General features: G+C 55.8%; 23 protein-coding genes, 1 pseudogene and 1 riboswitch. Of the genes and pseudogenes, 12 read left to right on the top strand and 12 right to left on the bottom strand.

Going from position 1 to position 24,362, the window contains the following annotated elements; translation table 11 throughout:
• Positions 1-147 precede the first annotated feature (147 nt).
• Positions 148-1,406: pseudogene (locus ADICEAN_RS09270) on the top strand (asparagine synthetase B).
• Between the two features lie 56 nt (positions 1,407-1,462).
• On the opposite strand, the gene ADICEAN_RS09265 reads toward ADICEAN_RS09270, so the two are convergent.
• The 9 genes from ADICEAN_RS09265 to lpxK all read right to left on the bottom strand — a co-directional run bounded on the left by ADICEAN_RS09265 (position 1,463) and on the right by lpxK (position 11,794).
• Positions 1,463-2,125, bottom strand: a complete 663-nt coding sequence (locus ADICEAN_RS09265) for a phosphoadenylyl-sulfate reductase (protein WP_009195317.1) — start codon at positions 2,123-2,125, stop codon at positions 1,463-1,465.
• Positions 2,122-2,751 (bottom strand): precorrin-2 dehydrogenase/sirohydrochlorin ferrochelatase family protein, encoded by a 630-nt coding sequence (locus tag ADICEAN_RS09260; RefSeq protein ID WP_009195316.1) that lies wholly within the window; start codon positions 2,749-2,751, stop codon positions 2,122-2,124. The genes ADICEAN_RS09265 and ADICEAN_RS09260 overlap by 4 nt, the downstream gene beginning before the upstream one ends.
• Positions 2,748-3,530 (bottom strand): uroporphyrinogen-III C-methyltransferase, encoded by a 783-nt coding sequence (gene cobA / locus ADICEAN_RS09255; protein WP_009195315.1) that lies wholly within the window; start codon positions 3,528-3,530, stop codon positions 2,748-2,750. The genes ADICEAN_RS09260 and cobA overlap by 4 nt, the downstream gene beginning before the upstream one ends.
• Positions 3,531-3,534: 4 nt before the next feature.
• A complete protein-coding gene (locus ADICEAN_RS09250) occupies positions 3,535-5,700 on the bottom strand; it encodes a HEPN domain-containing protein (RefSeq protein WP_009195314.1) in 2,166 nt (721 codons plus the stop codon).
• A gap of 398 nt (positions 5,701-6,098) precedes the next feature.
• On the bottom strand, positions 6,099-7,304 hold the full coding sequence (locus ADICEAN_RS09245) for a trans-sulfuration enzyme family protein (protein ID WP_009195313.1): 1,206 nt from the start codon (positions 7,302-7,304) through the stop codon (positions 6,099-6,101).
• Between the two features lie 18 nt (positions 7,305-7,322).
• A complete protein-coding gene (locus ADICEAN_RS09240; protein ID WP_009195312.1) occupies positions 7,323-7,670 on the bottom strand; it encodes a 4Fe-4S binding protein in 348 nt (115 codons plus the stop codon).
• A gap of 250 nt (positions 7,671-7,920) precedes the next feature.
• Positions 7,921-8,018: riboswitch (SAM riboswitch) on the bottom strand.
• 201 nt (positions 8,019-8,219) lie between these two features.
• The gene (gene miaE, locus ADICEAN_RS09235; protein WP_009195311.1) at positions 8,220-8,822 is read right to left on the bottom strand and encodes a tRNA-(ms[2]io[6]A)-hydroxylase; all 603 of its coding nucleotides are present in this window, start codon (positions 8,820-8,822) and stop codon (positions 8,220-8,222) included.
• On the bottom strand, positions 8,822-10,657 hold the full coding sequence (locus ADICEAN_RS09230; protein ID WP_161622682.1) for a putative porin: 1,836 nt from the start codon (positions 10,655-10,657) through the stop codon (positions 8,822-8,824). Before ADICEAN_RS09230 ends, miaE begins: the two co-directional genes overlap by 1 nt.
• Positions 10,658-10,741: 84 nt before the next feature.
• On the bottom strand, positions 10,742-11,794 hold the full coding sequence (gene lpxK, locus ADICEAN_RS09225; RefSeq protein ID WP_009195309.1) for a tetraacyldisaccharide 4'-kinase: 1,053 nt from the start codon (positions 11,792-11,794) through the stop codon (positions 10,742-10,744).
• 126 nt (positions 11,795-11,920) lie between these two features.
• Between lpxK and ADICEAN_RS09220 the strand changes: the two genes are divergently transcribed.
• Positions 11,921-13,021 (top strand): Nif3-like dinuclear metal center hexameric protein, encoded by a 1,101-nt coding sequence (locus ADICEAN_RS09220; RefSeq protein WP_009195308.1) that lies wholly within the window; start codon positions 11,921-11,923, stop codon positions 13,019-13,021.
• Between the two features lie 7 nt (positions 13,022-13,028).
• Entirely contained in the window at positions 13,029-13,802 is a 774-nt protein-coding gene (locus tag ADICEAN_RS09215) for a zinc ribbon domain-containing protein (protein WP_009195307.1), read from the top strand.
• A gap of 102 nt (positions 13,803-13,904) precedes the next feature.
• Here ADICEAN_RS09215 and ADICEAN_RS09210 read toward each other — a convergent pair whose 3' ends face one another.
• Together ADICEAN_RS09210 and ADICEAN_RS09205 are read right to left on the bottom strand one after the other, a co-directional pair.
• Positions 13,905-14,294, bottom strand: coding sequence for an arsenate reductase family protein (locus ADICEAN_RS09210; RefSeq protein WP_009195306.1), 390 nt, complete (start codon positions 14,292-14,294; stop codon positions 13,905-13,907).
• 104 nt (positions 14,295-14,398) lie between these two features.
• The gene (locus tag ADICEAN_RS09205; protein ID WP_009195305.1) at positions 14,399-15,028 is read right to left on the bottom strand and encodes a histidine phosphatase family protein; all 630 of its coding nucleotides are present in this window, start codon (positions 15,026-15,028) and stop codon (positions 14,399-14,401) included.
• A 233-nt stretch (positions 15,029-15,261) separates the two neighbouring features.
• On the opposite strand from ADICEAN_RS09205, the gene ADICEAN_RS09200 reads away from it, so the two are divergent.
• From ADICEAN_RS09200 to ADICEAN_RS09160, 8 genes are all read left to right on the top strand, one after another.
• Complete coding sequence (locus tag ADICEAN_RS09200) at positions 15,262-15,693, top strand: hotdog fold thioesterase (RefSeq protein ID WP_009195304.1); 432 nt, start codon at positions 15,262-15,264, stop codon at positions 15,691-15,693.
• Positions 15,690-16,946: a chorismate-binding protein gene (locus tag ADICEAN_RS09195; protein WP_009195303.1), complete on the top strand. Its 1,257-nt coding sequence runs from the start codon at positions 15,690-15,692 to the stop codon at positions 16,944-16,946. Before ADICEAN_RS09200 ends, ADICEAN_RS09195 begins: the two co-directional genes overlap by 4 nt.
• Before the next feature lie 79 nt (positions 16,947-17,025).
• A complete protein-coding gene (locus ADICEAN_RS22315; RefSeq protein WP_161622681.1) occupies positions 17,026-17,763 on the top strand; it encodes a sulfotransferase domain-containing protein in 738 nt (245 codons plus the stop codon).
• Positions 17,764-17,832: 69 nt separating this feature from the next.
• Positions 17,833-19,584: a 2-succinyl-5-enolpyruvyl-6-hydroxy-3-cyclohexene-1-carboxylic-acid synthase gene (menD, locus tag ADICEAN_RS09180; protein ID WP_009195300.1), complete on the top strand. Its 1,752-nt coding sequence runs from the start codon at positions 17,833-17,835 to the stop codon at positions 19,582-19,584.
• 75 nt (positions 19,585-19,659) lie between these two features.
• Positions 19,660-20,502: a 1,4-dihydroxy-2-naphthoyl-CoA synthase gene (locus ADICEAN_RS09175; RefSeq protein WP_040396607.1), complete on the top strand. Its 843-nt coding sequence runs from the start codon at positions 19,660-19,662 to the stop codon at positions 20,500-20,502.
• 310 nt (positions 20,503-20,812) lie between these two features.
• A complete protein-coding gene (locus ADICEAN_RS09170; RefSeq protein WP_009195298.1) occupies positions 20,813-20,998 on the top strand; it encodes a hypothetical protein in 186 nt (61 codons plus the stop codon).
• Between the two features lie 133 nt (positions 20,999-21,131).
• Positions 21,132-22,217: an AMP-binding protein gene (locus ADICEAN_RS09165; RefSeq protein WP_009195297.1), complete on the top strand. Its 1,086-nt coding sequence runs from the start codon at positions 21,132-21,134 to the stop codon at positions 22,215-22,217.
• Positions 22,195-22,701, top strand: coding sequence for a DUF2141 domain-containing protein (locus tag ADICEAN_RS09160; protein WP_051068832.1), 507 nt, complete (start codon positions 22,195-22,197; stop codon positions 22,699-22,701). Before ADICEAN_RS09165 ends, ADICEAN_RS09160 begins: the two co-directional genes overlap by 23 nt.
• Here ADICEAN_RS09160 and ADICEAN_RS09155 read toward each other — a convergent pair.
• On the bottom strand, positions 22,678-23,508 hold the full coding sequence (locus ADICEAN_RS09155) for a histidine phosphatase family protein (RefSeq protein ID WP_009195295.1): 831 nt from the start codon (positions 23,506-23,508) through the stop codon (positions 22,678-22,680). The genes ADICEAN_RS09160 and ADICEAN_RS09155 overlap by 24 nt on opposite strands.
• A gap of 68 nt (positions 23,509-23,576) precedes the next feature.
• Between ADICEAN_RS09155 and ADICEAN_RS09150 the strand changes: the two genes are divergently transcribed.
• Positions 23,577-24,362 (top strand): hypothetical protein (locus ADICEAN_RS09150; RefSeq protein WP_040396606.1); only part of this gene is annotated, 786 nt, incomplete at its 3' end.

Raw genomic sequence — 24,362 nt, 5'->3', positions numbered from 1 at the left:
AGCTGCCCCTTGCCGCTGCAGGTAGCACCCTTGCGGCGGTGGTGCTGGCTGAATCCTTTTTTCGGAACTTTAAATTAACAACTTCAGTCATTACTTTGTATAAGTTTTCCATAAAGTCCGTTAAAAGGGGTATAATCGGTCATGATCATGCGTAATCTCTTCCTCCTCCTTATTTTTTTGTTCCTGGCTGCCGGGGCCCGGGCCAATTATCTGTTTATCCCCATGGATGCCAAGCAGACCAATCACCTGAAGGCCTATGGCATTGCCTATTGGGTGCTGGACCAGGGGCAGGAGCTGGAGTGGCTGCTCAACTACCGGGGGGGCAGCTTTATGGCCCGCTGGAGCCAGAAGGTGGAAAACGAGCTGGTGATCCGGGGCGTAAGCTATGAGGTGATCTCCGATGCCAGCGGCCGGCAGATCCTCAATGAAATTGCCAGCCCTGCCACCAACCAGGATGCCATGAAGCTGGAGAAAGCGCCCAAAATTGCTGTATACTCGCCCAAGAGCAAGCAGCCCTGGGATGATGCCGTAACCCTGGTGCTTACCTATGCTGAGATTCCCTACGATATTGTGTTTGATGATGAGCTGCTGACCGACCAGTTGCCCAAGTACGACTGGCTGCACCTGCACCACGAGGATTTTACCGGCCAGTTTGGCAAGTTTTATGCCATTTACCGCAACGAGCCCTGGTACCGCCAGCAGCAAATGGAGTATGAAGATGTGGCCCGCCGGCATGGTTTTGGCAAGGTATCGCTCATGAAGCTGGGGGTGGTAAAAAGATCCGGGAGTTTGTGACCGGCGGCGGTTTTCTCTTTGCCATGTGCTCGGCCACCGATACCTATGATATTGCTCTGGCGGCTGATGGGGTAGATATGGTAGCCGAAATGTACGATGGTGACCCGGCCGATCCGGCGGCCCAGCAAAAGCTTGATTTTGCCAACACCTTTGCCTTCCAGAACTTTCTGCTGGAGCGCAACCCCCTGGTGTATGAGTACAGCAACATTGACATGCAGCCCCGGGAGCGCGGGCTCACCGAACAAAACGATTTCTTTGAGCTGTTTGAATTCTCGGCCAAATGGGACCCCATTCCCACCATGCTTACCCAAAACCATGTGAGCACCGTTAAGGGCTTTCTGGGCCAGACCACCGCCTTTAGAAGCAATCTGGTAAAACCCGATGTGGTGGTGATGGGCGAGACCAAAACAGCTGGTGAGGTGCGCTACATCCATGGCGTATTTGGCCAGGGCTTCTGGACTTTTTATGGCGGCCATGATCCGGAAGACTACACCCACCAGGTAGGCGAAGAGCCCACCGACCTCAACCTGCACCCCAACTCACCCGGCTACCGGCTTATTCTCAACAACATTCTCTTTCCGGCAGCCAAAAAGAAAAAGCAGAAAACCTGATGAAAACGATGGTGGCCCAACGCTAAGTCCAAGTCGGGCCACCATCGTTTTGGGCATCACACATGCAGTCCGCACTCGGTTTTGGTACTATCCATCCAGCGGCCGCTGCGGCCCTGGCCCCGGGCGGTGCAATGGGTGCAGCCTATGGACTCGTAGCCCTGCGCCAGCAGGGGGTGTAGCGGCAGGTCCCACACCTTCAGGTAAAGCAAAACTTCCTGCTGAGACATATCCAGGATGGGGTGTAGCTTGAGAATATCCCCCTTCTTTTCGAATAGGGTTTTTTGCTGCCGCTGAGGATTCTGAAAGCCCAGTAGCCCCGAGATCCAGACCTTATAGTCCCCCTTGAGCCGATCTACCGGATATACTTTATTGATGTAGCAGCACAGATCCGGATTGTAGCGCCAGGTTTCATTTTCCCGGGTAAAGCGGTGGCGGCGCGCATCGGCCCCCACATCAATCAGCCTCAGACCCAGGCGCCCGGCCAGAAGCTCTTTGTAGGCCAGCGTTTCGGGAAAATGGAAGCCCGTATCTACAAAATGCACCGGCATACCCGGCCGTACCCGGCTCAGCAGGTGGAGCAATACGGCTGAGGTACTGCCAAAGGAAGAGGTAAACAGCACCTGTTCCTGCGGCACCAGCCGAAAAAGAGCTTCCAGCCGCTCCTGAGGGGTTAGGCCGGCAAAGCGAAGCGTAAGCGAATCGGTTTCTTCTACGATCATGGTACTTCATCGGGTTTGGGGGCAGCCTGGGCTACCAGGGAGGCGGTATAGGCATTCAGCAATTTTACTTTTTCCTGAAAATCACCATGCAGGGTACTGCGCAGTTGCTGAAGGTTGTGCAGCAGGAGGTCTACCTCATCCGGAATGCCCTCTTCCAGCAGCTCCCGGAAGCGTTTGGCAAAGGTGGGCGATTTGCCATTGGTAGAAATGCCAATCTTCAGATCCCCCTTTTTGACTGTGGAGCCCAGGTAAAAATCGCAGAGCTCCGGCGTATCGGCTACATTGGTAAGGATGCCCTGCTGCTTGGCCAGCGCCCGTATGCAGGCATTGGTCTGCCGGCTGTCGGTGGCCAGGATCAGGATGTCGATGCCGTGCAGGTCATCCGGATCAAACCCTTTTTCCAGCAGCCAGACCGAGGGGTGCAGGGCCGCCAGTTGCCTGATTTCGGGCCGGATGGTTTTGCCCACCAGCGTAATTTTGGCGTTGGGGTTGTTTTTGAGCAGGGCCTGTAGTTTTTCCAGGCCTACATAGCCGCCGCCCACAAGAAGGATCTGTAACAGATCGATCTTTAAAAAGACCGGAAACAGCAGGTTGCCTTCGGCAGGGGATGGTGGTTGATGGCTCATGCCGATACCTTTTTAGCGTTGGAAGTAGGGGTAGGGGCCAGCAGGGCATGCACCTTTTCATAGAAATGCTCGTGGGTGCCTACGGCCTCGCCAATCACTATCAGGGCAGGAGAGGCAATGCGCTCCCTGTCCCGCAGCTGCACCAGTTCTCCCACCGTGCCGAACACCACCCGGCCATCGGGGAGCGACCCTTTGGAGATAAGGGCCGCAGGGGTGTCTTTTTTGCCCCAATACTGGTACAGGCCAGTAATTTCTTCCAGCTTGCCCAGCCCCATAAAGATTACCGCCGTAGCGCTGGACTGCGCCGCCAGGGCAATATCGGCGGAGAGTACGCCTTCTTTAGTCGTAGCCGTAATCACCCAGAAACTTTCATTGGTCCCCCTTCGGGTAAGGGGGATGCCATAGTAGCCCGGCAGGTTAATGCTGGAAATGCCCAGCACCACCTCGGTGGGGATGCCAAAGGCTTCTGCATACTCGGCCTCTTCTTTGCCACGGGCGAAGATAAAGGGGTCGCCTCCCTTGAGGCGCACCACATGATGGCCGGCCAGTGCAAAGCGGACGATCAGCTGGTTGATCTCCTCCTGCTTGTAGCTGTGGCGGCCGGCCCGCTTGCCCACATGCACTTTTGGGGCACTGCGGGGGGCGTAGTCCAGCAGCTCGGGATGCACCAGGGCATCATAGAGCACCACATCGGCTGCCGTCAGGGCCTTTATTCCTTTCAGGGAGATCAGCTCGGGATCGCCCGGGCCGGCTCCTACCAGTGTTAATTTTCCGTTCATTGTTTTAGGCTTTGTAATACGTATCGACCACTACTTTCTCTACCTTGCTTTGCTCCAGCTGCTGCTGGCGTTTGGCGAGCACTTTTTGCAGAAAATCATCGGCCTGCTGCAGATAGTGCCCGGCAAATGCTTCCGTAGGTTCTTGTTTGTTGATTTGCAGTACCAGCTCGTCATAGGGCAGGTCCAGGGCAAATTCTCCTGTAGCGTAGAAGTGCTGCTGAAAATCCTGGATAATGCCCTGATGGGTATTGCAGTGCAGGTCTTTGCTCAGCAGCAGGGCCTTGGCGCCTATTACAAAGGCACTGTAGGCATGGTAAATGGCATCGGCCCATTTCTGGACGGCTACTGCCTTATGGGCATAATGGAGGCGCTCTTCGGCATCGGTAATGATGGTGCCCACCACATCGTAGCTTACCCCGGCGCATTCGCCGGTGCCGATCTCGGGGATAAAGGCATCGGTATGGCCCCAGTCAATGTAGTCGCTTTGCTCCAGCTTGCTCAGGTCGGCCAGGGGTTTGAGCAGGCTGTAGAAGTAGGGCTTGCCCCTGCGGGTAAAGTAGTCGTTGAAGTACTCGCCTTCCAGGGCGCCATCATCATAATCGTCCAGCAGGAGGCGTAGCGCCTGGGTGATCTTTTTGGTAGGCAGCTTCACCACTTTTTCTGCGATATACCCCTTGCCCGAGGGGTCTACACCGCCGCCCAGCACCACCTGCAGGGCCGGTACCACCAGGGCGCCATGCTTGATGGAGCTGCCATGCAGGCCAATGTTGGCCGCCATGTGCTGGCCGCAGGAGTTCATGCAGCCGCTGATCTTGATAGCAATGCGGCTGTCGCCGATCAGCTCCGGGTACTCTTCTTTCAGGAGGCGCTCCAGCTCCAGGGCTACGCCGGTACTGTTGGTGACGCCCAGGTTGCAGGTGTCGGTGCCGGGGCAGGCCGTAATGTCGGCTATGGTGCCAAAGCCCGGCTCGGCCAGGCCCAGGTGGTTGAGGCGGTAAAAGAGGTAGGGCAGGGCCTCGGGACGCACAAACTTCAGCAGCAGGCCCTGGTTTATAGTCACCCGGATATCATCGGCGGCCAGGCCTTCCTGCAGCAGGGAAGCCAGCTCTTTGGCGGTTTCGGATGAGAGATTGCCCAGCTGCAGCTTGATCTGCACGGTATAGAATCCCTCTTGCTTTTGCTCAAAAAGGTTAATCTTTTTCCACTGCTCAAATTTTTGCTGGTCCAGTATGGCAATCTCGGGCCAGGTTCTGGCCTCCGGAATAACGGGCTGCTCCACCAGGCTACGGTCTACGGTGTACTCCTTATGCGGGAGGGCAGGGTATTCCTGCTCGATCAGCTGCTTGTACTGCGCCAGGCTAAGGCCTCGCTTTTCATCCAGCAGAAATTTCAGGCGGGCCTTCATGCGCTTTTCCCGCTCGCCGAAGCGATCAAAAATGCGCAGGGCGGCATTGGTAAAGGGGATAATCTTCTCTTCTTCCAGAAACTCAAAGGCCGTTTCGGCAATGTAGGGCTGGGCCCCCAGCCCGCCGCCAACCACTACCTTAAAGCCCCGCTTCTCTACGCCATCCACCACCTGTAGGCGCGGAATAAAGCCAAAGTCGTGGAAGTAGGTATAGGCCGAATCCTTTTGGCTGCTGGAAAAAGCGATCTTGATCTTGCGGCCCATGTCCTGGCAGATAGGGTTGCGCAAAAAGTACTGGAAAAGGGCTTCGGCATAGGGGGCCACATCAAAAGGCTCGTCCGGATCGATGCCGGCCGTGGGGGAGGCGGTGATGTTGCGCACCGTATTGCCGCAGGCTTCCCGGGTGGTGATGCCTACCTCTTCCAGCCGGGCCCACATGGCGGGGGTATCTTCCAGGTGCACATGGTGCAGCTGAATGTTTTGGCGGGTGGTGGTGTGCAGATTGCCGTTGGTAAACTCCTCGGCAATATCGGCTATACGCACCAGCTGCCGGGCGGTCAGTTTGCCATAGGGAATTTTGATGCGAAACATCTGAACGCCAAGCTGGCGCTGGCCGTAAACGCCCCGGGTGAGGCGATAGGCCTTGAAACGCTCCTCGGGGATGCGGCCGCTCTTAAAGCCGCTAATTTTTTCCTGCAGCTCCAGCACATCGGCTCGGGCAGCGTCGGATAGGGTGGTGGGTATGATATGGGGTATAGTAGACATGGTAGTAGTGTTTCTTGAAAATGAAAAAAGCCTCTGCGGACATCCACAGAGGCTAATCTTTCTGGTATTGAGATAGATTATTCCCTTCGTCGGATGGATCCGGGGGTACAGGCGGGCATACAACACATGCAACAGCACATGCTGCTACAGCACATGCCAGTGGCACGACAACATGCAGTCATGGGGGAAGCAGGGAGGCGGAAGGGGGGTGTCATATTCTATTTTTCTGTTTGTTTCTGTCTTTAGGGATCGTAGTCGGCGCGTGTTCAATCCTCTAGCTGGCGCGCGTTTGTAACGCGTGCCTCATCTTGATTTTATATGCTTTACACTTTGTAAGTTTTTATTCATTTCATTGTGAGGCACGCGTTGCAAACGCGCGCCAGCGAGCGAACCTTCGTTCATGAGGCCGCCACCTGCCGCACCCCCTTGGAGGCACGCAGGGCGCCTTCAATATCTTCCAGGATATCATTTACATTTTCCAGCCCTACACTAATGCGCACCAGGCCGGGGTAAATGCCAACCGCCTGCCGCTCGGCTTCCGAAAGCTTGGAATGGGTGGTGGAGGCTGGGTGTGTAGCACTGGTGCGGGTATCGCCCAGGTTGGCCGTAAAAGAGATCATTTTTAACTGATCCAGAAACAGGCGGCCGCGTTCCAGCCCCCCCTTCACATTAAAGGTAATCAGGGCTCCCCCCTGCCGCATCTGCTTTCTGGCCAGGTCGTGCTGGGGGTGTGAGGGCAAAAAGGGGTATTTCACAAACTCCAGCTCGGGATGTCCTTCCAGGTATTCGGCAATCTTCAGGGCATTGTCGCAATGCTTGTCCATGCGCACCGCCAGGGTTTCCAGGCTTTTGGATAGTATCCAGCCATTAAAAGGCGAGAGAGCCGGGCCGGTATGGCGCCCAAAGAAGCGCACCTCATTGATTAGTTCTTTACTACCCAGCACGGCACCCCCAATGGTACGCCCCTGCCCATCGATAAATTTGGTGGCTGAATGGGTCACCAGCTGGGCACCCCATTTGGCGGGCTGCTGCAGGTAGGGGGTGGCAAAGCAATTGTCTACGTTCAGCAAGAGGTTGTGGGCCGCCGCCAGCTGGCCCAGCCACTCCAGGTCTACCAGGTCCAGGCCAGGATTGGAGGGGGTCTCCACAAAGATCATCTTTGTGTTTTTTTGGATGAGGGCCTCCCAGCTTTCGGGCCTGTCGATATCGGCATAGGTATGCGTAATGCCCCATTTGGGAAAGATCTTGGTCAGGATCTGGTGGGTAGAGCCAAAGAGGGAACGGGAGGCCAGTACATGATCGCCGGCCTGTAAAAAGGCGGCCATGCTGCTGAACATGGCGGCCATGCCCGAGGCCGTGGCAATGCCCGCTTCAGTACCCTCCAGCAGGCAGAGTTTGTCGACCAGCTCGTTGTTGTTGGGGTTGGAGAAGCGGGTATAAATGTTGCCCTCCTGCTCGTCGTTAAACAGGGCGCGGGCCTGCTCGGCATCCTCAAAGGTAAAGCTGGAGGTCATGTAGATGGGGGCAGAATGCTCCCGGTGCTCGCTTTGTCTGCTTTGCGTGCGGATGGCTTGCGTCTCAAAGTGTTTATAGGGGTTTGCCATAATGGGGTTGGTCTGTGATTAGGCCTGGTGCAGCCACTCTTTTTTTGCCAGCAGCTCTTCGGGGGCTTCTGCGTATTCGGGATCGGCCACACAGCAGTCTACCGGGCATACGGCGGCGCACTGGGGCTCTTCATGAAAGCCGATGCATTCGGTGCATTTGCCGCTGACGATGTAGTAGACTTCATCGGAGAGGGGTGCTTGCGGGGCATCGGGAGCTACAGCGGTGCCATCTTCCAGCTCTACAGCATCCAGGCTGGTGCCGCCGCCCCAGCTCCAGGCCAGCCCGCCTTCATAAATGGCTGTGTTGGGGCATTCGGGCTCACAGGCTCCGCAGTTAATGCATTCGTCGGTAATGTATAAGGCCATGGGGTGGCGATAATAAGGGGTAAGTCAAAAGAAATAGGGGGTGCTCCCTCGGGTGTGGGAAATGCTTACAGATTTCCCTTGAAGGAGAAAATCAAAAAGCAGAAATAGGGGGTAGGGGTAGTGCGGCCGCCGGGCCGACTAGCAACAACAACAGCAACAACAGCAGATAGCAGCTACAGCCGTAGTGGGGTATAGGGGGGTGGCGAGTGCCGAATGGGGTAGTGCAGTTTTTGCAGTCATGGCTCCTGTTAATTTATAGATCCCTTTTGGGGCAGGAATTGGCACCTTGCAGAGCTGTAGGTTGCCAGAGGGTCTTCGAGCCTGTCTCTCACCTCTTCTGTATAAATCAACTACCTTGCAGTAATTGGTAAGGGCAAATAAAAGGGCAAAAAGGGGAAGGACCAAATTTTCCCAAAAAAAACTTTTGCCCGAGCCCCCCCCTTGGGGGATCAGTTTATCCTCTACCCTGTAGGCCTTCTTTCGCTTTCAAACGGTTGATGGACATTTATCTGGCCACTAGAACCTTAGCAGAAGGGGATTGAATTTTTTTTAATGCATCCGGTCTGGCCGCACGTCCAGATTGCGAATAATATCGGCTTCCAGCAGGAGCAGCTCCTGCCAGCGGGCATCTACTTCTTCGGCTGCCCTATATTCCTTGGCCAGGCGGATAAAATTCTTGTAGTGCCCGGCTTCCGACACCATCAGCTCATAGTAGAATTTCTGCAGTTCGGGATCGGCTATGTTTTTCCAGAGCATTTTAAAGCGCTCGCAGCTGCGGGCTTCAATGAGGGCACAGATCAGCAGCTGGTCCATAAGCTGCCGTTCCCGGCTGCCGCCGCTGCGGGCGGTCTTGCTCAGGGCAATCACATACTCATCCTTGCGCTGGGGGCCCAGCTTCAGGCCGCGCTTGCGCAGCTGCTCGATCACCCGTTCAAAATGGCCCCACTCTTCGGCCACTACGGGGGTGAGCACCTCCACCAGCTTTTCTTTATCCGGATAACGCACAATGAGCGATATGCAGCTGGAGGCAGCCTTTTGCTCACAGTAGGCATGGTCTACCAGAATGTCTTCCAGATTTTTTTCGGCAATGTCGGCCCAGCGGGGGTCGGTGGGCAGCTGCAGGCCCAGTACATGTTTGGTGTAATCGTCCATCAGTCAAAGAACAACCAGTCTATTCCAAGATCAAAGGTGCGTTGCAGGCCGCTGTAGTAGGGGGTAGGAAAATAACCGGCGGCGGTCATGCCCTGGTTTAGGTGGCTCATGCGGGCAAAAATGCGGGTGCGGTTTACCTTAAAACCAAAAAAGAGGTTGGCAATAGGGTAAGAGGGCACCAGAAAATCCTGCTGTACCACAAACTGCCGCAGGGCGGGGTCATAGGCATCGGCATAATAGGCGGCCTTCAGGTGCACATCTACCCCCAGCTGGCCTATGAGGTTGCCGCCAAAAAGAGGGCCTTCAAAGTAAAGGGAGCTGTTTACCAGCCAGTCGGGCACCTGAAAGGCCTCGGCCGAATTGCCCGTTACCAGGGTATACTGAGCATCGGCATCCCAATGGAAATGGCCCAGGCTAAGCCCAAAACGCAGGCGGGGGGAGAGGATCTGGGCAGCAGCCCCCTGCACCGGCTGTATGCCAATGGGGCGGGTGGTGCCATTTAAGCCTTCTGCCCGCAGGTACAGGGGGTTTTGCACAATGGCCAGCGAAAGGCCGGGCTGCAGGCGCAGGGGGCCTAGGTTCAGCAGGAGCGTTCCCTCCAGCCGGTCGGCAATGGGGTCTTTAAACTCATACTGCCACTCATTGACCAGCGTATTGCGGTAGCCGTAAATAAAGGCAGGCTTGTACTGGCTCCGCTGGTAGCGCAGCTGCAGCCAGTTGTTCTGCGCCAGCGCCTCAAAGCGATACTGGCCATCGGTGCGCACTTCGGCCTCCAGGCGAAGGGTGCGGATGGTATCGGGCTGCAGGGCCAGGTAGCCGCCGGCACCCACCTCGTTGATTTGCTCCTCTTCTCCGGCACCCGGCAAAAAGCGTATGGCCCGGTGCTTGATGTAGGCATTCCACTGGCCGGCCCCGTAGCCCCCCTTGATCCCCCCCTGGTTTTGCAGGATGCGGGTGGTGAACTCATCAGTATAGGTGCCGTAGTTGGCAGGAATGGAGGTGCGGTAATAGACCGAATCCGGCTGCTGATCTTCATAGAGGTTGGTGCTGCTGCTGCGGTCAACTATATGGTAGAGCTGCAGGGCACTGGCCAGTTTGTACTGGTGGTAGAGGTGGTAGTTGAGGCGAAGCTCTTCGCTTCGGGCCGTGGCCCGGCGAATGGGCGAATCGGCATAGCGGATAATGTCGGTTATGGTAGCGGGGGTAGCCGTTGGACTTACCAGGATGCCCCCAGGCTCCTGTACCCGGTGGCGCATGCGGCTCAGGTTGGCCATCAGCTGGTAGCGGTCTACCGAATCCTTATACCAGGTAAACAGGTCGTAGGCAGTAGAAACGGTTTGTTTTTCGTCCCGGGTGCGGGTGGGGCCAATCTGTTTATCGGCGGTAATGCGCCGGAAATCGCCGCCTACATTCCAGCGGGGGGTTACGTTGCGGGCGTGGGTAACATCTACCCAGGAGCGGCCGTTGCCGCCCTGGCTGTAAAACAGGCGGGTGTAGGGCGAGCGGGTGTTGTAGTAGCGGATCTCCTCGGCATCGTTAAACCAGTAGTCATAGACCGTAAAGCCGGAGCGGGCGCCAATTTCCTGCGGTGGGGTGTAATAGATCGGCTGCATGGCCGTGCCTACATTGCCCAGGTCTTGCAAACGGTAGCCGCTCTGCTCGGTTGGCAGCAGGCGGTAAAAATTACGCACGGCCGTATCGGGATGGTAGGTTTGCCCGGACTGGTAGTAAAGGCTGCTTTCCCGCACGTAGGTAGTGGTCTGGGGCCCGTAGACCAGGCGGGTAGAGTCGTCGACGATCTGCGCCTGCAGGCCAAGTGGCAAGGCAAGCAGCAAGAGGGTGAAATAGAGAAGATTCCGGTAATGCACGTGTAAAATTAGCAATTCAGGATACATGACCCAGTTTTTCGGCTACCCTTTTTAACACCAGCTCCTGAAAAGGCGTAGCAGGGCTGCCCTTGGCTGCATCATCAGCAGCAAGAAAACGCTGGCGGATGGGAATGTAGTACATCGGCAGCTGCTCCAGCAGCGGCAATAAGGCCGGATCCTGCAGGCGGGCCGCATCTTTTCGCTGGTGAGCAGCAGAGGGCGCTCACTGGCATGCCGGGCATAGGCCTGCTGAAGGCGCTCCAGCTCCTTTGGGGTATAGGGGTGATGATCGGCATATTGGTGGTGCTCCAGCAGCCTGAAGTGCTTCCGCACCCAGGCCTCAAAGGGGGCGGGTTTTGCCAGCCCGCTGAGCAGCATAACCGGCGCCTGGGGAGTAAGAGTAGCCTGTGCGGCTGCAGGGGTAAGGGCTACGGCTGGCTCGTAAGCAATGGTGCTGAAGTAGATGGGTACCCCCTTGGTCAGATAGGGGGCTGCCTGCCGCCGCAGCTGCTCCTGTTCCTGCGGGCTAAGCTGGGCCGGGCATTTGGTGATCACCAGCACATGCGCCCGTTTGGCTCCCTGCCGGCTCTCCCGCAGGCGCCCGGCGGGCAGCAGCCAGTCTTTCCAAAAGGGCAGGTCATAAGAGGTGAGCAGCACATTCAGGTCGGCCCGCACCCGGCGGTGCTGGTAGGCATCGTCCAGCAGAATAAGCGCCGTTTCGGGCTTGTCCGCCAGCAGTCGGTCTATGGCGGCTGCCCGGTCTTCGCCCACGGCTACCGGTACGGTACCCTTCCATTTCTGGTAATACTGGTAGGGCTCGTCGCCCAGCGTGCGGGCACTATCGCCCGGGCCGGCCAGGCGGTACCCCTTGCTTTGCCGGCCATAGCCCCGGCTAAGGGTGGCCAGGGGGTAGCGGGGCTGTAGCAGGCGCACCAGCTCCTCTACCATGGGGGTCTTGCCGGTGCCCCCTACCGAGAGGTTGCCCACGCAGATCAACATGCGGTCTGAGCCCACCGAAGGCAGCAGGCCCCGCTCGTAGAGCTGGTTGCGGCTCCAGGTGATGCCCTGGTAGAGAAGCGAAAGGGGGTAGAGGGGTAGCATCATGCAGGGGGTAAAGATAGCAAATCTGCCGCTCTGTTTTCAGCCGGGGAAGCAGGCGCCATTCCGCCAGCCAAATTTGGTACAAGCAAGGGGATTGGCGTATCTTGAGGTTTTTATTCTGAAATTGACATGTCTACAACCATACACCATATTATTGAGGAACTGGAGGCCTGGGCCCACCCCCTGCTGCAGGAGGGCTATGACAATGCCGGCCTGATCACCGGCAACCGGCAGGATGCCTGCAGCGGCGTGCTCATTAGCCTGGACTGCACCGAGGCCGTGGTGGAGGAAGCCCTGGAAAAGGGCGCCAACCTGATTGTAGCCCATCACCCCCCGATCTTTAAAGGGCTCAAGCGCCTTACGGGTCGCACCTATGTAGAGCGCACCATCATCAAGGCCATCCGGCACAACATTGCCATTTATGCCATTCATACCAACCTGGACAATGTGATCACCGGGGTGAATAGAAAGATAGCCGAGCGCCTGGGGCTTAAAAACCTCCGGATCCTGGACCCCAAACGGGACATACTGCAGTCGCTGGTCTTTTTTGTACCAAAAGAAAGTACCCAACAGGTACTGGATGCACTCTATGCTGCCGGGGCCGGGCAGGTGGGCAACTATGATCATTGCAGCTTTCGCTCGGCCGGTACCGGCACCTTCCGTCCCAACCAGGGGGCCAATCCTACCATAGGGCAGCAGGGAGAAGATGAGGAGGTAAGCGAAAACCGGGTGGAGGTGATCTTTCCGCTATACCTGGCCGAGGCCGTGCTGGCCGCCATGCGCAGGGCCCACCCCTACGAGGAGGTGGCCTATTTTATGCACCGGCTGGAAAACACCCATCAGGAATTTGGCTCGGGCATGATTGGCGAGCTGCCGGAGCCCCTGCCGGTCCTGGAATTTTTACAAAAGCTCAAGCAAAGCATGCAGGCCGAGTGTGTGCGCTTTACCGATTTGCCGGACAAGCCCGTGCAGCGCATTGCCCTTTGCGGGGGGGCGGGTATCTTTCTGTTGCACAAGGCAATGAGTGCCGGCGCCGATGTGTTTGTAACGGCCGACGTGAAGTATCATGAATTTTTTGATGCCGAAGAGCGTATTATACTAGCGGACATTGGTCATTATGAGAGCGAACAGTTCACAAAAGACCTGATATATGAAAGATTAAGCGAAAAAATTGCTAATATTGCGCTTTATCTGAGTACGATCCGTACCAACCCGATACGATACCTGTAAGGACTACATGGAAAATACCACGGCACAAAAACTAACGGCCCTGCTGGAACTGCAGGCTATTGACTCCGCTCTGGATGATATCAAGAAGATCCGCGGCGCCCTGCCTGAAGAGGTAAGCGACCTGGAAGACGAGATTGCCCAATACGAAACCCGTATCTCTAAATTTGAGGGCGAGCTCAAGGAAATTGAAGAAAGCATTGAGACCAGCCGTCTGGGGATCAAAGAATCCGAAAAGCTGATCAAGAAGTACGAAGAGCAGCAGATGAACGTACGCAACAACCGGGAGTACGATGCCATCACCAAAGAAATTGAGCTGCAAAACCTGGAGATGCAGGTTGGCGAAAAACGCATCCGTGAGGCCTATGTGCGCATAGAGCGCAAGCAGGAAGAGATAGAAGGAGTAAAAACCCGCCTGGAAGAGCGCCAGAAAGACCTGGAAGGCAAGCGCAAGGAGCTGCAGCAAATCACTTCTGAAAGTGAGGAAGATGAGCAGAAGCTGCTGCAGGAGCGCGAAGAAGCCAAGCAGAAGATCGAAGAACGCCTGCTGCGCGGCTATGAGCGTGTGCGCAACAATGCCCGCAACGGCCTGGCCGTGGTAATGGTAAAGCGCGATGCCTGTGGCGGTTGCTTTAACATTGTACCCCCCCAGCGCCGGTCCGATATCCGGGAGCGCAAGAAAATTATTGTGTGTGAGCACTGTGGCCGCATCCTGGCCGATGTAGAAGACGAAACGGAAGAATCGAAAGCTACCCGCGCCAAAAGCCGCCGCACCATTGCCTAAACTACTCAGGCACTCACCCATTGGTACATAAAAAAAGTCCCGCTCACAAGGCGGGACTTTTTTATAGGTCCGGGCAGGACGCTCAGCGTACAAGAGCCCCGCTTAGGTCTTCAGGTCATTAAAGCCATGGGTAGGGTCCAGGTCCAGCACCCGGCTGGGGGTATCTACCAGCATGCCCCGCTTGCCAAAGAAAACGATGGGGGTAAAGAGCATCTCCGGATTGGCGGTAAGTGCCTTAATCCAGTCATCATCGGTCAAGTCCACTCCTTCGTATTTTTTAATGTAGGTATCGGAGCTTTTGTCCACCAGATCGGCAGGGGTGCGTTTTAGGTGGTTCAGGATCTCGATGAGTTGGGTTTCGGTTATTTTTTGTTTCAGCACGTCTATGCCCAGAATGTGCTCGGAGAGCTGCATGGCCAGGTCATAGGTGTTCTTATCTTTTTTTTCTTCAGGTTTATAAAAAATCGTTACCTGACGATTACTAAACTCCATAAACAGCTTAATTAAGGTTGATACGCCCCAGCCGGAATGGGCCTGAGGCAATACAGGCAGGGCCCGGGGCCGGCCGGTATCTTCCCTTTCAACCCGTCCTGCGCTTAAATGTTTTGGGCCGGCTGCAGGTGGCGGCGGTCGTTGAAGCGCTGCACCACAAACATGCTGCCCGTCCAGCTTAACTCATACAGGCAGAGGTTGTCATGCTCAAAATAATCCATGTTCTGCAGGGGGTAATTTAGCATGTAACAGAGCAAAATGCGCATGGCCCTGCCGTGCATGCAGATGAGGATGCGCTCACCCTCTTCTTCCTCCAGCAGGTACTGTAATACCACCTGCTGCCGCTTTTGCACATCCATGGGGCTTTCACCCCCTTCAATAAGCACATGCAGTTCGCCCTGCTGCCAGGCCTTTACCACATTCAGGTAGTGGTCATGCTCCTCCCGGGTAAAGGGCTTTCCCTCTTTGTGTCCCCAGTGAATTTCGTTGAGCCCCTCAAAGACCACATGCGGTATGCCGGCATCAATAAACTTTTGTACGCTTTGCTGGGTGCGCTGCAGGGCCGAGGTGTAGACCTTATCGAAGGGAAAATCTTTATAAGCCTGCCAGAAGCGCTCGGCCTGGCGGTAGCCTTCTTCATTCAGGGGGGCATCAATGCCGCTGCCCTGCACCATTCCCCTTTTGTTGTAATCGGTTTGGCCGTGGCGGATCAGGTATATTTTTTTCTGTTTCAATGGGTGGCGGGTTTAAGATAAGTATCAGTATAAAGCATTCAGGCAGCAGCTTGTTCTGCACCGGCGGGCTCCTGCTTCGGGCAGCGCCCCTTGCGGTTTGGTAGGCCTGTGAGCAACAGCGTGGAGAAAAAGCTAGCCTGCACAGTCGCTTGCCGGATGCAAAGAAATGGATTTGTCATACCCAAATCCAACTTCAGTGGCTACATTTGCTGGCGTTGGTAGAACATCTGTTTATGAAAACACCCATTTTTACAACACAGCCTACGGTAGAGGCCCTCAACCGCATGAGCCGCAATACCATGATGGAGCACCTGGGTATTGAATATACCGAAGTAGGGGCCGATTTTATTTCGGCCCGTATGCCGGTAGATGCCCGCACCCACCAGCCCTTTGGCCTGCTGCATGGCGGCGCCTCGGTGGTGCTGGCCGAGACCCTGGGTAGCGTAGCGGCCAATCATTGCCTGGATGGCCAAAAGCAGTATGCCGTGGGGCTTGATATCAATGCCAATCATATTCGCAGCATGCGCTCCGGCTGGGTACTGGGTACTACCCGGCCCCTGCACATAGGCGGAAAAACGCAGGTATGGGAAATCCGTATCACTTCTGAAGAAGGAGCCCTGGTATGCATCAGCCGCATTACCATGGCCGTGTTAGACAAATCATGAGCGATACCTACGACTATAAAACAGGAGAAGCGCTTCAGCAGCCCATACCGTCCGGGCAGCTCTTTGCAGCCGCTCTGCAACTGGCGGCGGCTAGGGGATACTCGTTTGCGGCCTGGCGCCTGCCGGCCCAGCAGCAGCCCAGCCTGCTGATTGATCTCAGTGGCAGTGCGGCAAAGGTGCATCCCAGCCTGGAGGAGCTGCCGACCGGATTTTTGTTTGCCCCCTACCAGGCCGACTTAACTGCCCTGGATGCCAGGGAAAAGCCCGGCTGCCTGTTTTTAAGGGCTGACCTGCTGTGGGAGGGCCAGCAGGGAGAGCTACGGCCGGCGGAGGGTCTGCCCCCCCAGCGGCGGGCGCAGGCAGAGTCCTTTCTGGAGGAACTTGAGCAGGAGGAGGCCCCTGCGGCCTCTGCCTATCCCCTGGCGCCCTGTAGGGCCGGCACCACCCCTAAAACGCAGTACATTCACCTGGTAGAGCAGTCGGTGGCCGCCATCAGGCGGGGCGATTTTCAAAAAAATGTATGTGCCCGCACTAAGGAAGTAGCCCTTCCGGCCGGTTTTAGCCTGAGCAGTTTCTTTCTGCACCTCTCGGCGGCCTATCCCAATGCCTTTGTTTCGCTGGTAGCCATACCCGGTGTAGGCACCTGGATAGGGGCCACCCCTGAAATTCTGATTTCGGTAGACCGGCACCAGAAATTCTGCACTGTAGCCCTGGCCGGCACCCAGCGCCGTCAAGCAGGCATGCGGCCCGTTGATGCCGTCTGGCGGCAGAAGGAAATTGAGGAGCAGGCCATGGTAAGCCGTTACATCATCAACTGCCTGAAAAAGGTGCGCATACGGGAGTTTGAAGAGATAGGGCCGCGCACCATCGCTGCGGCCAACCTCTTACACCTGCGCACCGATTTTACCATAGACCTGAAGGAGGTACACTACCCCAACCTGCCAACGGTGATGCTGGAGCTGCTGCACCCCACCTCGGCCGTTTGTGGCCTGCCCAAGGAGCCGGCAGCTGCCTTTCTGGAGACGCATGAACAGCTGGACCGCAGCTTTTTTGCCGGCTTTCTGGGACCGGTTCACCTGCAGCAGGAAACCCACCTCTTTGTAAACCTGCGCTGCATGCAGCTCCTGGAGCGTACAGCCCTGCTGTATGCCGGAGCTGGCATTACCGCCGATTCGGATGCAGAACGGGAGTGGCAGGAAACCGAACATAAATGCCAGACCCTTCTGGATGTGTTATATGAAGCAAGCCGTTAGCCCTCCTACAGGAGTCCAGCCTCCGCAAGGCCAGGAGGTGCAGCCTCATAGCCCGTTTTCTATCTTCAAGCTTCGGGCCTTGAATACGATCAAAAGGAGCGGCCGCTTTCTGCCCTTTTTTCGGCATCGAGCCTATACGCCCTTCTTATTGCTTTCTTATTCTCGTAGTGGCTCCACCTGGGTTCATACGGCGCTTAATAGTCATCCACATATTCTGTCATTGGGTGAAGAACTAGGTCCCTATTTCAGTCGAGAAGGGGGGCTGAATTTTCTTACGTACATTTTTAAAAGGCCCCATAGCAAACAGGTACAGGCTTTGGGTAGTAAGCTGTTTTACCAGCAGGTATATACCGATACAGGGATAGCCTTCTGGAATTTTTGGCGGGAGCAGCAGTGGCCGGTAATTCACTTGCAGCGGCATAATTTATTAAGAATAATTGTTTCGGAAGAAATTGCTAAGGCCAATAAGCGATGGTCAATGTCTAATGGAAAATATAGGCAGGATACAAAATCCAAAGCGATCGAGCTGCTGCCGGAAGTGTTGCTCCAGCGTATGGGACATATAGAGCATTTGCAGCAGGTATTTGCCCGGCAGTTAAAGGATTACCCTGCTGTATTGTCCATTAGCTATGAGGCGCTGCAGGCTACACCTGAAGAGGAATTTGCTCGCATCCAGAAATTTTTAGGGGTTAGGCCGCAGGCACTTTATTCCCTTCTGAAAAAGCAGAACCCAGAGCCCCTTTCGCAGCTCCTGCTCAATTATGCCGAAATTCAACAGGAATTACAGGGAAGTGCCTGGGAGGGATTTCTGGAATGAGCCCACCGGTAACTCCCCTTTTTTCTGAGCCCGCTAAATTTAGTAATATTGCAGGCCTGATCCCATTCTATGCTACAGCCCATCACTGACATTGCCGAACTTAGTGCTCGCCTGGGCATTCGCCATTTTGTGCTGTCGCCCGGCTCCCGCTGTGCCCCCCTTACCCTGGCTGTAGCCCGGCACCCGCAGCTGCAGACTCGCGTGGTGCCCGATGAGCGGGCCGCCGCTTTCATTGCCCTGGGCATGGCGCAAACCCTGGGCGAAACCGTAGGCCTTATCTGTACCTCAGGTACGGCGGCCTACAACTACGCCCCGGCCGTGGCAGAAGCCTTTTACCAGCAAATTCCGCTGCTGGTGCTTACGGCCGACCGGCCGCCGGAATGGATCGATCAGCAGGATGGCCAGACCCTGCGGCAGCAGCAGCTCTACGGCCCTCATGTAAAGGGTAGCTATCAGCTTCCCGATACCTATGAGCATCCTGATCTGGTATGGCACCTCTACCGCCTGGTAAACGAAGCCATCTCCTTAACCCAGACCGGACCCAAAGGCCCGGTACACATCAACATACCCCTGCGGGAGCCTTTCTATCCCAGTCCGGATGCAGTCTGGCAGTATTCTCAGGACCTGAAAGTAGTAGAGCGCTGGCAGGCTGAGGCCCAACTGTCTGATCCTCAATGGGAGCAACTGGTTCTGGAATGGCAGCAGTATGGCCGCAAGCTGATTGTAGCCGGGCAGTGCGAACCCTCTACCCCCCTGCTGGAAGCGCTGGAACACAGCAGCCTGCAGCAGCAGTTGCCGGTAGTGGCCGATATCATCACCAACCTGCATGGGCTTAAGGGCCGCATCAGCCAGCAGGATTATTTTCTGATGCAGACGGGTGCTCCGGGGAAGCGTACCGGCTTGCAGGAGGCGCTGCAGCCCGAGCTGCTGATCACCTTTGGCCGCTCGGTCATCAGCAAAAACCTGAAGCTCTACCTGCGCAAACATCCGCCCAGGGCACACTGGCATCTGCAGGCCCAGGGACCCGTAGCCGATACCTTTCAGAGCCTGACCCGCATTGTGCCGGTAGCACCGCTCCATTTCTTTCAGGAGCTGAACAAGCGCCTGCCCCAAACCATCGAGCAGGATTCCACTCAGAAGACCTATTACACCCACTGGCAGGAGCAGCAGTCCCTGGCCGAAGGGGTTGCCACAGCTTTTTTTGAGCAAAGCCCGGCTGGCGAAAGCTGGGGAGAGTTTGCCGCGCTGCGCCGCTGTCTGCAGTCCCTGCCGGAGGGAACACAGCTGCACCTGGCCAACAGCATGTCGGTGCGCTATGCCAATTTTGCGGGCCTTTCCCAGGATCAGAAAGGGGTGCAGGTATGGGCCAACCGGGGCACCAGCGGCATTGATGGGTCCAGCAGCACAGCCGTAGGCTGCGCCGTGGTGAGCAAGGGACTTACGGTACTCATTACCGGCGATATGGCCTTTTTGTATGACCGCAACAGCCTCTGGCATACCTTTCTGCCGGCAAATCTGCGCATATTGGTACTCAACAATGGCGGAGGGGGAATTTTCCGGATGATCGAGGGGCCCCGGCGCCAGCCTGAACTTGAGGAGTTCTTTGTGACCCATCAGCCATTTTCGGCCCGGGCCAGCGCCCTGGATGCCGGCATGCAGTATGCAGCCTGCCATAGCCGGGAAGAGTTTGAGCGGGAACTGCCCCGGTTTCTGGCTCCGAACGGAGGGGCAAAAGTGCTGGAAGTCTTTAGCAATAGTGAAGCCAGCACCGAGCTCTTCGGCCGTTTCAAAAAAGCCATTCTATCGCAGGGCTCTGCCTGATAGAGAATAAGCATCCAGGCTATGCCCCTGCAGCCTGCGTTGATTTCAAATGAAGAAAATTTAAAACCAGACGATATGAGTACCATACAGTGGAAAACAGTAAAGGAATACGAAGATATTACCTATAAGAAAGCCAATGGCGTGGCCCGCATTGCCTTTAACCGGCCCAATGTGCGCAACGCATTCCGCCCCAAAACGGTAGGGGAGCTGTTTGAGGCGTTTCTGGATGCCCGAGAAGATACCTCCATAGGGGTAGTGCTGCTCTCTGCCGAGGGGCCCTCTACCAAAGACGGGGTATACTCCTTCTGCAGTGGGGGCGATCAGAACGCCCGGGGCCACCAGGGCTATGTAGATGAGGCCGGGATGCCCCGCCTCAACATTCTGGAAGTGCAGCGGCTTATCCGCTTTATGCCAAAAGTTGTGATTGCCGTAGTGCCCGGCTGGGCAGTGGGGGGTGGCCATAGCCTGCATGTGGTGTGCGATCTTACCCTGGCCAGCCAGGAGCATGCCATCTTTAAGCAGACCGACGCCGATGTAACCAGCTTTGATGGCGGCTACGGCTCGGCCTATCTGGCCAAAATGGTAGGCCAGAAGCGTGCCCGCGAGATATTTTTCCTGGGGCGCAACTATTCTGCGCAGGAAGCCTACGAAATGGGGATGGTCAATGCCGTGGTACCACATGCCGAGCTGGAGGCTACCGCCTATCAGTGGGCGCAGGAGATCCTGGCAAAATCGCCTACGTCTATTAAAATGCTCAAGTTTGCCTTTAACCTGACGGACGATGGCATGGTAGGCCAGCAGGTATTTGCAGGCGAGGCTACCCGTCTGGCCTACATGACCGAAGAAGCGAAGGAAGGCCGGAATGCGTTTCTGGAAAAACGGAAACCCAACTTTAAGGACATCAAGTGGATTCCCTAAGGGACTATTGAGGGTCTCAGTTACCGGTAGCTGCAAGGCGGAGCAGAAGCAGCGCCAGTTGTACTGGCGGAGCGAGCCTGGCAATGATTTGTTATAAAAAAATTAAACGTATTAAAGCGGCGCCTGCGTCGCTTTTTTTGTGTATTCTCTTGAAAAGCACATCCGAAAATTTGGTCAAACTCCTCTTTTTCAGAATAAGGAACGCTTATTCGTCATGCATAACATATTTATTCACAACATATTATAGAACTTTTGGTTGGTTGGTAACGTATTTAGGTGTAAATTTGATTTAAATATTACATCGACCGATATGACACTGGCCGAAAAAAAACTAGCACTGTTCCGCCATATTGATGGCATGTCTGAGCAAGAGGTGGAGCAACTGTATGCCAAACTGGTAGGGGTTAAGAAAGCATCGGCCATGCGCCAGCCCATTAGCTTCCGGGATATCAAACGCCGCTTCGACGTAGTGGAAGGAGCGATCAATTTGAGCTAAGCATCACGTATTCCAATACATAACGATTTTTTATTTTTTGGCTGCCCTGCAGCAATGCTCAATTTATTTTTAGAGCATTTTGGATTTTGCTTCTTTAGGTGTTGGTTTGAAAACCAACACCTTTTTTTGTGCCATGCCCTTTCGCCTCCATATCCGCACTACCTCCTATTCTGCCTCCGGGCTCCTTCAGCTGGACCCTGCTACCCTTACGCTCCCACATGAGCAGGAGGCAGCAGGCTTTGCCCGGCAGTGGCTGCAAGGAGAGGAGCAGTTTACCGTTCAGACCTCCGGCTCTACGGGTGCGCCCAAACCCATTGCTCTCTCCCGGGTACATATGCAGGCAAGCGCCCGCCTCACACTGGAGGCGCTTGGCCTTGATAGCGGAGATCCGGCCCTGCTGTGCATGAATCCAGCCTATATAGGGGGAAAGATGATGGTGGTGCGGGCCATAGAAGGAGCGCTGCCCCTTTACCTGTTGCCTCCCTCAGCCAACCCTTTTCCGGAGCTGCTCGCCCTGGGCGTGCAGCCCCTTTTTACGGCCCTGGTGCCGCTGCAGCTGCAGGCTATTCTGGCGGATGCGCAAAGCCTGCGGCTACTGCAGGATATGAAGGCGGTAATTATAGGGGGGGCTCCCGTATCGCCAGCCTTGGAAGAGGCCTTACAGCAGGTAAAAGCGCCCCTGTACAGCACCTATGGTATGACAGAAACCGTATCGCACATAGCGCTGCGCCGCCTGAACGGGCCCCAGCGGCAGGAGTACTTTGTGGCCCTGCCCCAGATTGGGCTGGAAACCGACGAGCGTGGCTGCCTGCGCATCAGCGGACCGGTTACGCCTAAGCCGGTGCAAACCAATGATGTGGTGGAGTTGTTAGACAGCAGGCGATTCCGCTGGCTGGGCCGGGCCGATAACATCATCAACTCCGGGGGCATTAAAGTGCAGGCCGAACGGGTAGAGGCAGAAACGCAGCGTTGCCTGGCATCCCTTGGCCTGAGCCGAAGGCTATTGGCTGGCCCCCTGCCCGATGAGCAGCTGGGGCAAAAAGTGGCCCTCTTATTGGAAGGAGATAGGCTGGAAAGCAGTGTAGAAAAGGGGCTCCTGCGCTGCCTTTCCAATGCATTGCCCCCCTATTGGGCGCCAAAGCAAATCTTATATGTAGCCCGACTCGTAGAAAGTGCTAATGGAAAAATTATGCGACATGCAAGCTGGCAACAGCTTTAAGACTCTGCTAACTCTGCTTTTTGGAATAAGTCTGAGCGCCTTTAGCTGGCAGGCCCTGCCCGTCAGGGCCGCATTAGATCAGGCCGCTTCCGGCCTGGAGCAATCCCCATCCACATCGGCCAGCCTGCACCTTACGGTAGAAGGGCTCAGAAATAACAAGGGACTTGTGCGCATCTCCCTGTTCAATTCAGAAGATGGATTTCCGGAAGATAATCAGAAGGCCCTGAAAGTGCTAGCGGTAGCTCCTAAAGGGGGTAAGGCACAGGTAGCATTCGGCTCGCTGCCGGCAGGCACCTATGCCATTGCCCTGCTGCATGATGAAAATGAGAATGGAAAAATGGATACCAACCTGGTGGGGTATCCCAAAGAAGGCTGGGGTGCCTCAGCCGATCAGCTGCCTACGTTCAGGGCACCTCGCTTTCAGGAGGCCGCTTTTGAGCTAAAAGAACCCCAACAGCAGCTAACGATCCGAATCCGTTATTAAGGATTCGGGCTTGTCTTCCTCCAGCTTTACCAGTATGGTGGTGGCAAAATAGTTGTCGCCGCCATCGCGCACCACGCGCCAGCCCTCGCGCTCCAGGTTGCGCTTGATGTAGCGGTTCAAAAAACCATGGGCCACCAGCACCACCTTAGGGGTAGTGCGGCTGGCATCGTCCAGCAGGCTGGCGGCTTTGCGGGCTCTTTCTTTGGCCTCGCTAAAACTTTCCAGGCCCTCGCGGTCCAGGCCAAGCATCCATTTAATGCGAGCGGTAGTGGTCCAGTATTTTAGCGGCAGGCGCATGCGGATGCGGCGGTTGCCGATCTGCCGCTCAAACTCCCGGAAGTCGGCGGATACCACCATTTCCCGATCGGCGCCAAACAGGTATTGGGCGGTGTTGTGGGCCCGGTTGATGGTGCTGCTGAAGAAAGCGATCTCTTCCTTGTCTTCTACATCAAAGAAAGGCTCATCAGGCAGAATAATGCCCACACTGTCGTAGTGCTTCACATACTCCTTGGCCTCCTCGTAGCTGAACTTGCCGGTTTTGTGCAGATCGGGCTCTCCGTGGCGGATGAGGGCAATCTGCCGCAGGTTTTCATAGTCCTCCAGCACCTGGTCTTCTTCCCGGATAAAGCGGGTCTTCTGGGCCACAGGTACCCCCTTGACCGTTACAAATTCTGCAGCGGCATTCAGCTCTTTATATTTATCTTCGATGCGCAGGATCGGATCTTCTTGCATGGCATTAGACTGGCAGCTGAAGGATACTGGAACAAGCATTACCAGCATCAGCAGCTTAAAAAATAACTTTTCCATACTAATAGGATACTACTAATTGCCGCAACAGGTTTCCTGGAAGCCATATTTGCGTACCTTTACACCCTATGAGCATAGCCCTGGACAGCATTCACAAACTGGATATTTTTTTTGATGCGGGCGAGAATGTGCCCCCTCCCTTTCACAGCGCCTATCACCTGGAGCTTAGCCTGAAGCCCGATCAGCTGCTGGTACAGTTTGACCTGCGCTACCTGCACCGGGAAGAGTTGAGCGAAGAAGAAATTCTGGAAGAGGGATTTACCCTGCAGGACGACTGGAGCTGGCAGGGCGCCCTGCCCGATCTGTGGCGTAAGGCCCTGCTGGAGCAGCTTCGCAAAAGCATCTGGCCCAATAAACCCAAAGAGGCTCGCCCGGGCGATGCTACGCTGGAAATTCAGCTGCTAAGCCAGCCTGGCGAGCTGCTGTTTAGCGGCACCCCTGCCGACCCCCTCATGTGGGAATATTTTCTGCAGGAACTTATACAGGCCGCTTACGAAGTAGCCGGAAAAGAAGCTCCCCTGGAGGTTCATTACCGGGAAATTCTGCCCTCCAAAAAACACATTGATATCTGGCTGAACGCCAGCTTTGCCCAGCGGGAGGCAACCGCCTGGCAGGAGGGTCTGGAAGGCCCTAAAGAAGCCACCATCGGCTGGGCTGCACTCAAAAAACTGATGAAGGCGGTCTATCTGCCCGAATATAACTATGACGAAGCCACCGATGCCCAGCCCAAACAGCCGGGCCGGTACCTGGAAACCGGCGAAGGCCTTTGGTTTGAATTTGGACAGACCCTGACCGAACCCACCGCTAGCACCAAAAGCCTGGAGCGGCTTGAAGCAAGCCTGAAGGAACTCTTC

Origin of the sequence: Cesiribacter andamanensis AMV16, from assembly GCF_000348925.1 — a bacterium.
Lineage (GTDB): Bacteria > Bacteroidota > Bacteroidia > Cytophagales > Cyclobacteriaceae > Cesiribacter > Cesiribacter andamanensis.
Note: the sequence above shows the minus strand (reverse complement) of the source record. Positions and strands in the feature narration are given on the sequence as shown.

Coding starts and splice junctions, on each gene's coding strand:
- ADICEAN_RS09175 (WP_040396607.1), top strand. CDS start 19,660: ATGAGTACCATACAGTGGAAAACAGTAAAGGAATACGAAGATATTACC.
- ADICEAN_RS09265 (WP_009195317.1), bottom strand. CDS start 2,125: ATGATCGTAGAAGAAACCGATTCGCTTACGCTTCGCTTTGCCGGCCTA.
- ADICEAN_RS09260 (WP_009195316.1), bottom strand. CDS start 2,751: ATGAGCCATCAACCACCATCCCCTGCCGAAGGCAACCTGCTGTTTCCG.
- ADICEAN_RS09210 (WP_009195306.1), bottom strand. CDS start 14,294: ATGGAGTTTAGTAATCGTCAGGTAACGATTTTTTATAAACCTGAAGAA.
- ADICEAN_RS09155 (WP_009195295.1), bottom strand. CDS start 23,508: ATGGAAAAGTTATTTTTTAAGCTGCTGATGCTGGTAATGCTTGTTCCA.
- ADICEAN_RS09250 (WP_009195314.1), bottom strand. CDS start 5,700: ATGTCTACTATACCCCATATCATACCCACCACCCTATCCGACGCTGCC.
- ADICEAN_RS09195 (WP_009195303.1), top strand. CDS start 15,690: ATGAGCGATACCTACGACTATAAAACAGGAGAAGCGCTTCAGCAGCCC.
- menD (WP_009195300.1), top strand. CDS start 17,833: ATGCTACAGCCCATCACTGACATTGCCGAACTTAGTGCTCGCCTGGGC.
- miaE (WP_009195311.1), bottom strand. CDS start 8,822: ATGGACGATTACACCAAACATGTACTGGGCCTGCAGCTGCCCACCGAC.
- ADICEAN_RS09200 (WP_009195304.1), top strand. CDS start 15,262: ATGAAAACACCCATTTTTACAACACAGCCTACGGTAGAGGCCCTCAAC.
- ADICEAN_RS09165 (WP_009195297.1), top strand. CDS start 21,132: ATGCCCTTTCGCCTCCATATCCGCACTACCTCCTATTCTGCCTCCGGG.
- cobA (WP_009195315.1), bottom strand. CDS start 3,530: ATGAACGGAAAATTAACACTGGTAGGAGCCGGCCCGGGCGATCCCGAG.
- ADICEAN_RS09160 (WP_051068832.1), top strand. CDS start 22,195: ATGCAAGCTGGCAACAGCTTTAAGACTCTGCTAACTCTGCTTTTTGGA.
- ADICEAN_RS09170 (WP_009195298.1), top strand. CDS start 20,813: ATGACACTGGCCGAAAAAAAACTAGCACTGTTCCGCCATATTGATGGC.
- ADICEAN_RS09240 (WP_009195312.1), bottom strand. CDS start 7,670: ATGGCCTTATACATTACCGACGAATGCATTAACTGCGGAGCCTGTGAG.
- ADICEAN_RS09245 (WP_009195313.1), bottom strand. CDS start 7,304: ATGGCAAACCCCTATAAACACTTTGAGACGCAAGCCATCCGCACGCAA.
- ADICEAN_RS09215 (WP_009195307.1), top strand. CDS start 13,029: ATGGAAAATACCACGGCACAAAAACTAACGGCCCTGCTGGAACTGCAG.
- ADICEAN_RS09220 (WP_009195308.1), top strand. CDS start 11,921: ATGTCTACAACCATACACCATATTATTGAGGAACTGGAGGCCTGGGCC.
- lpxK (WP_009195309.1), bottom strand. CDS start 11,794: ATGATGCTACCCCTCTACCCCCTTTCGCTTCTCTACCAGGGCATCACC.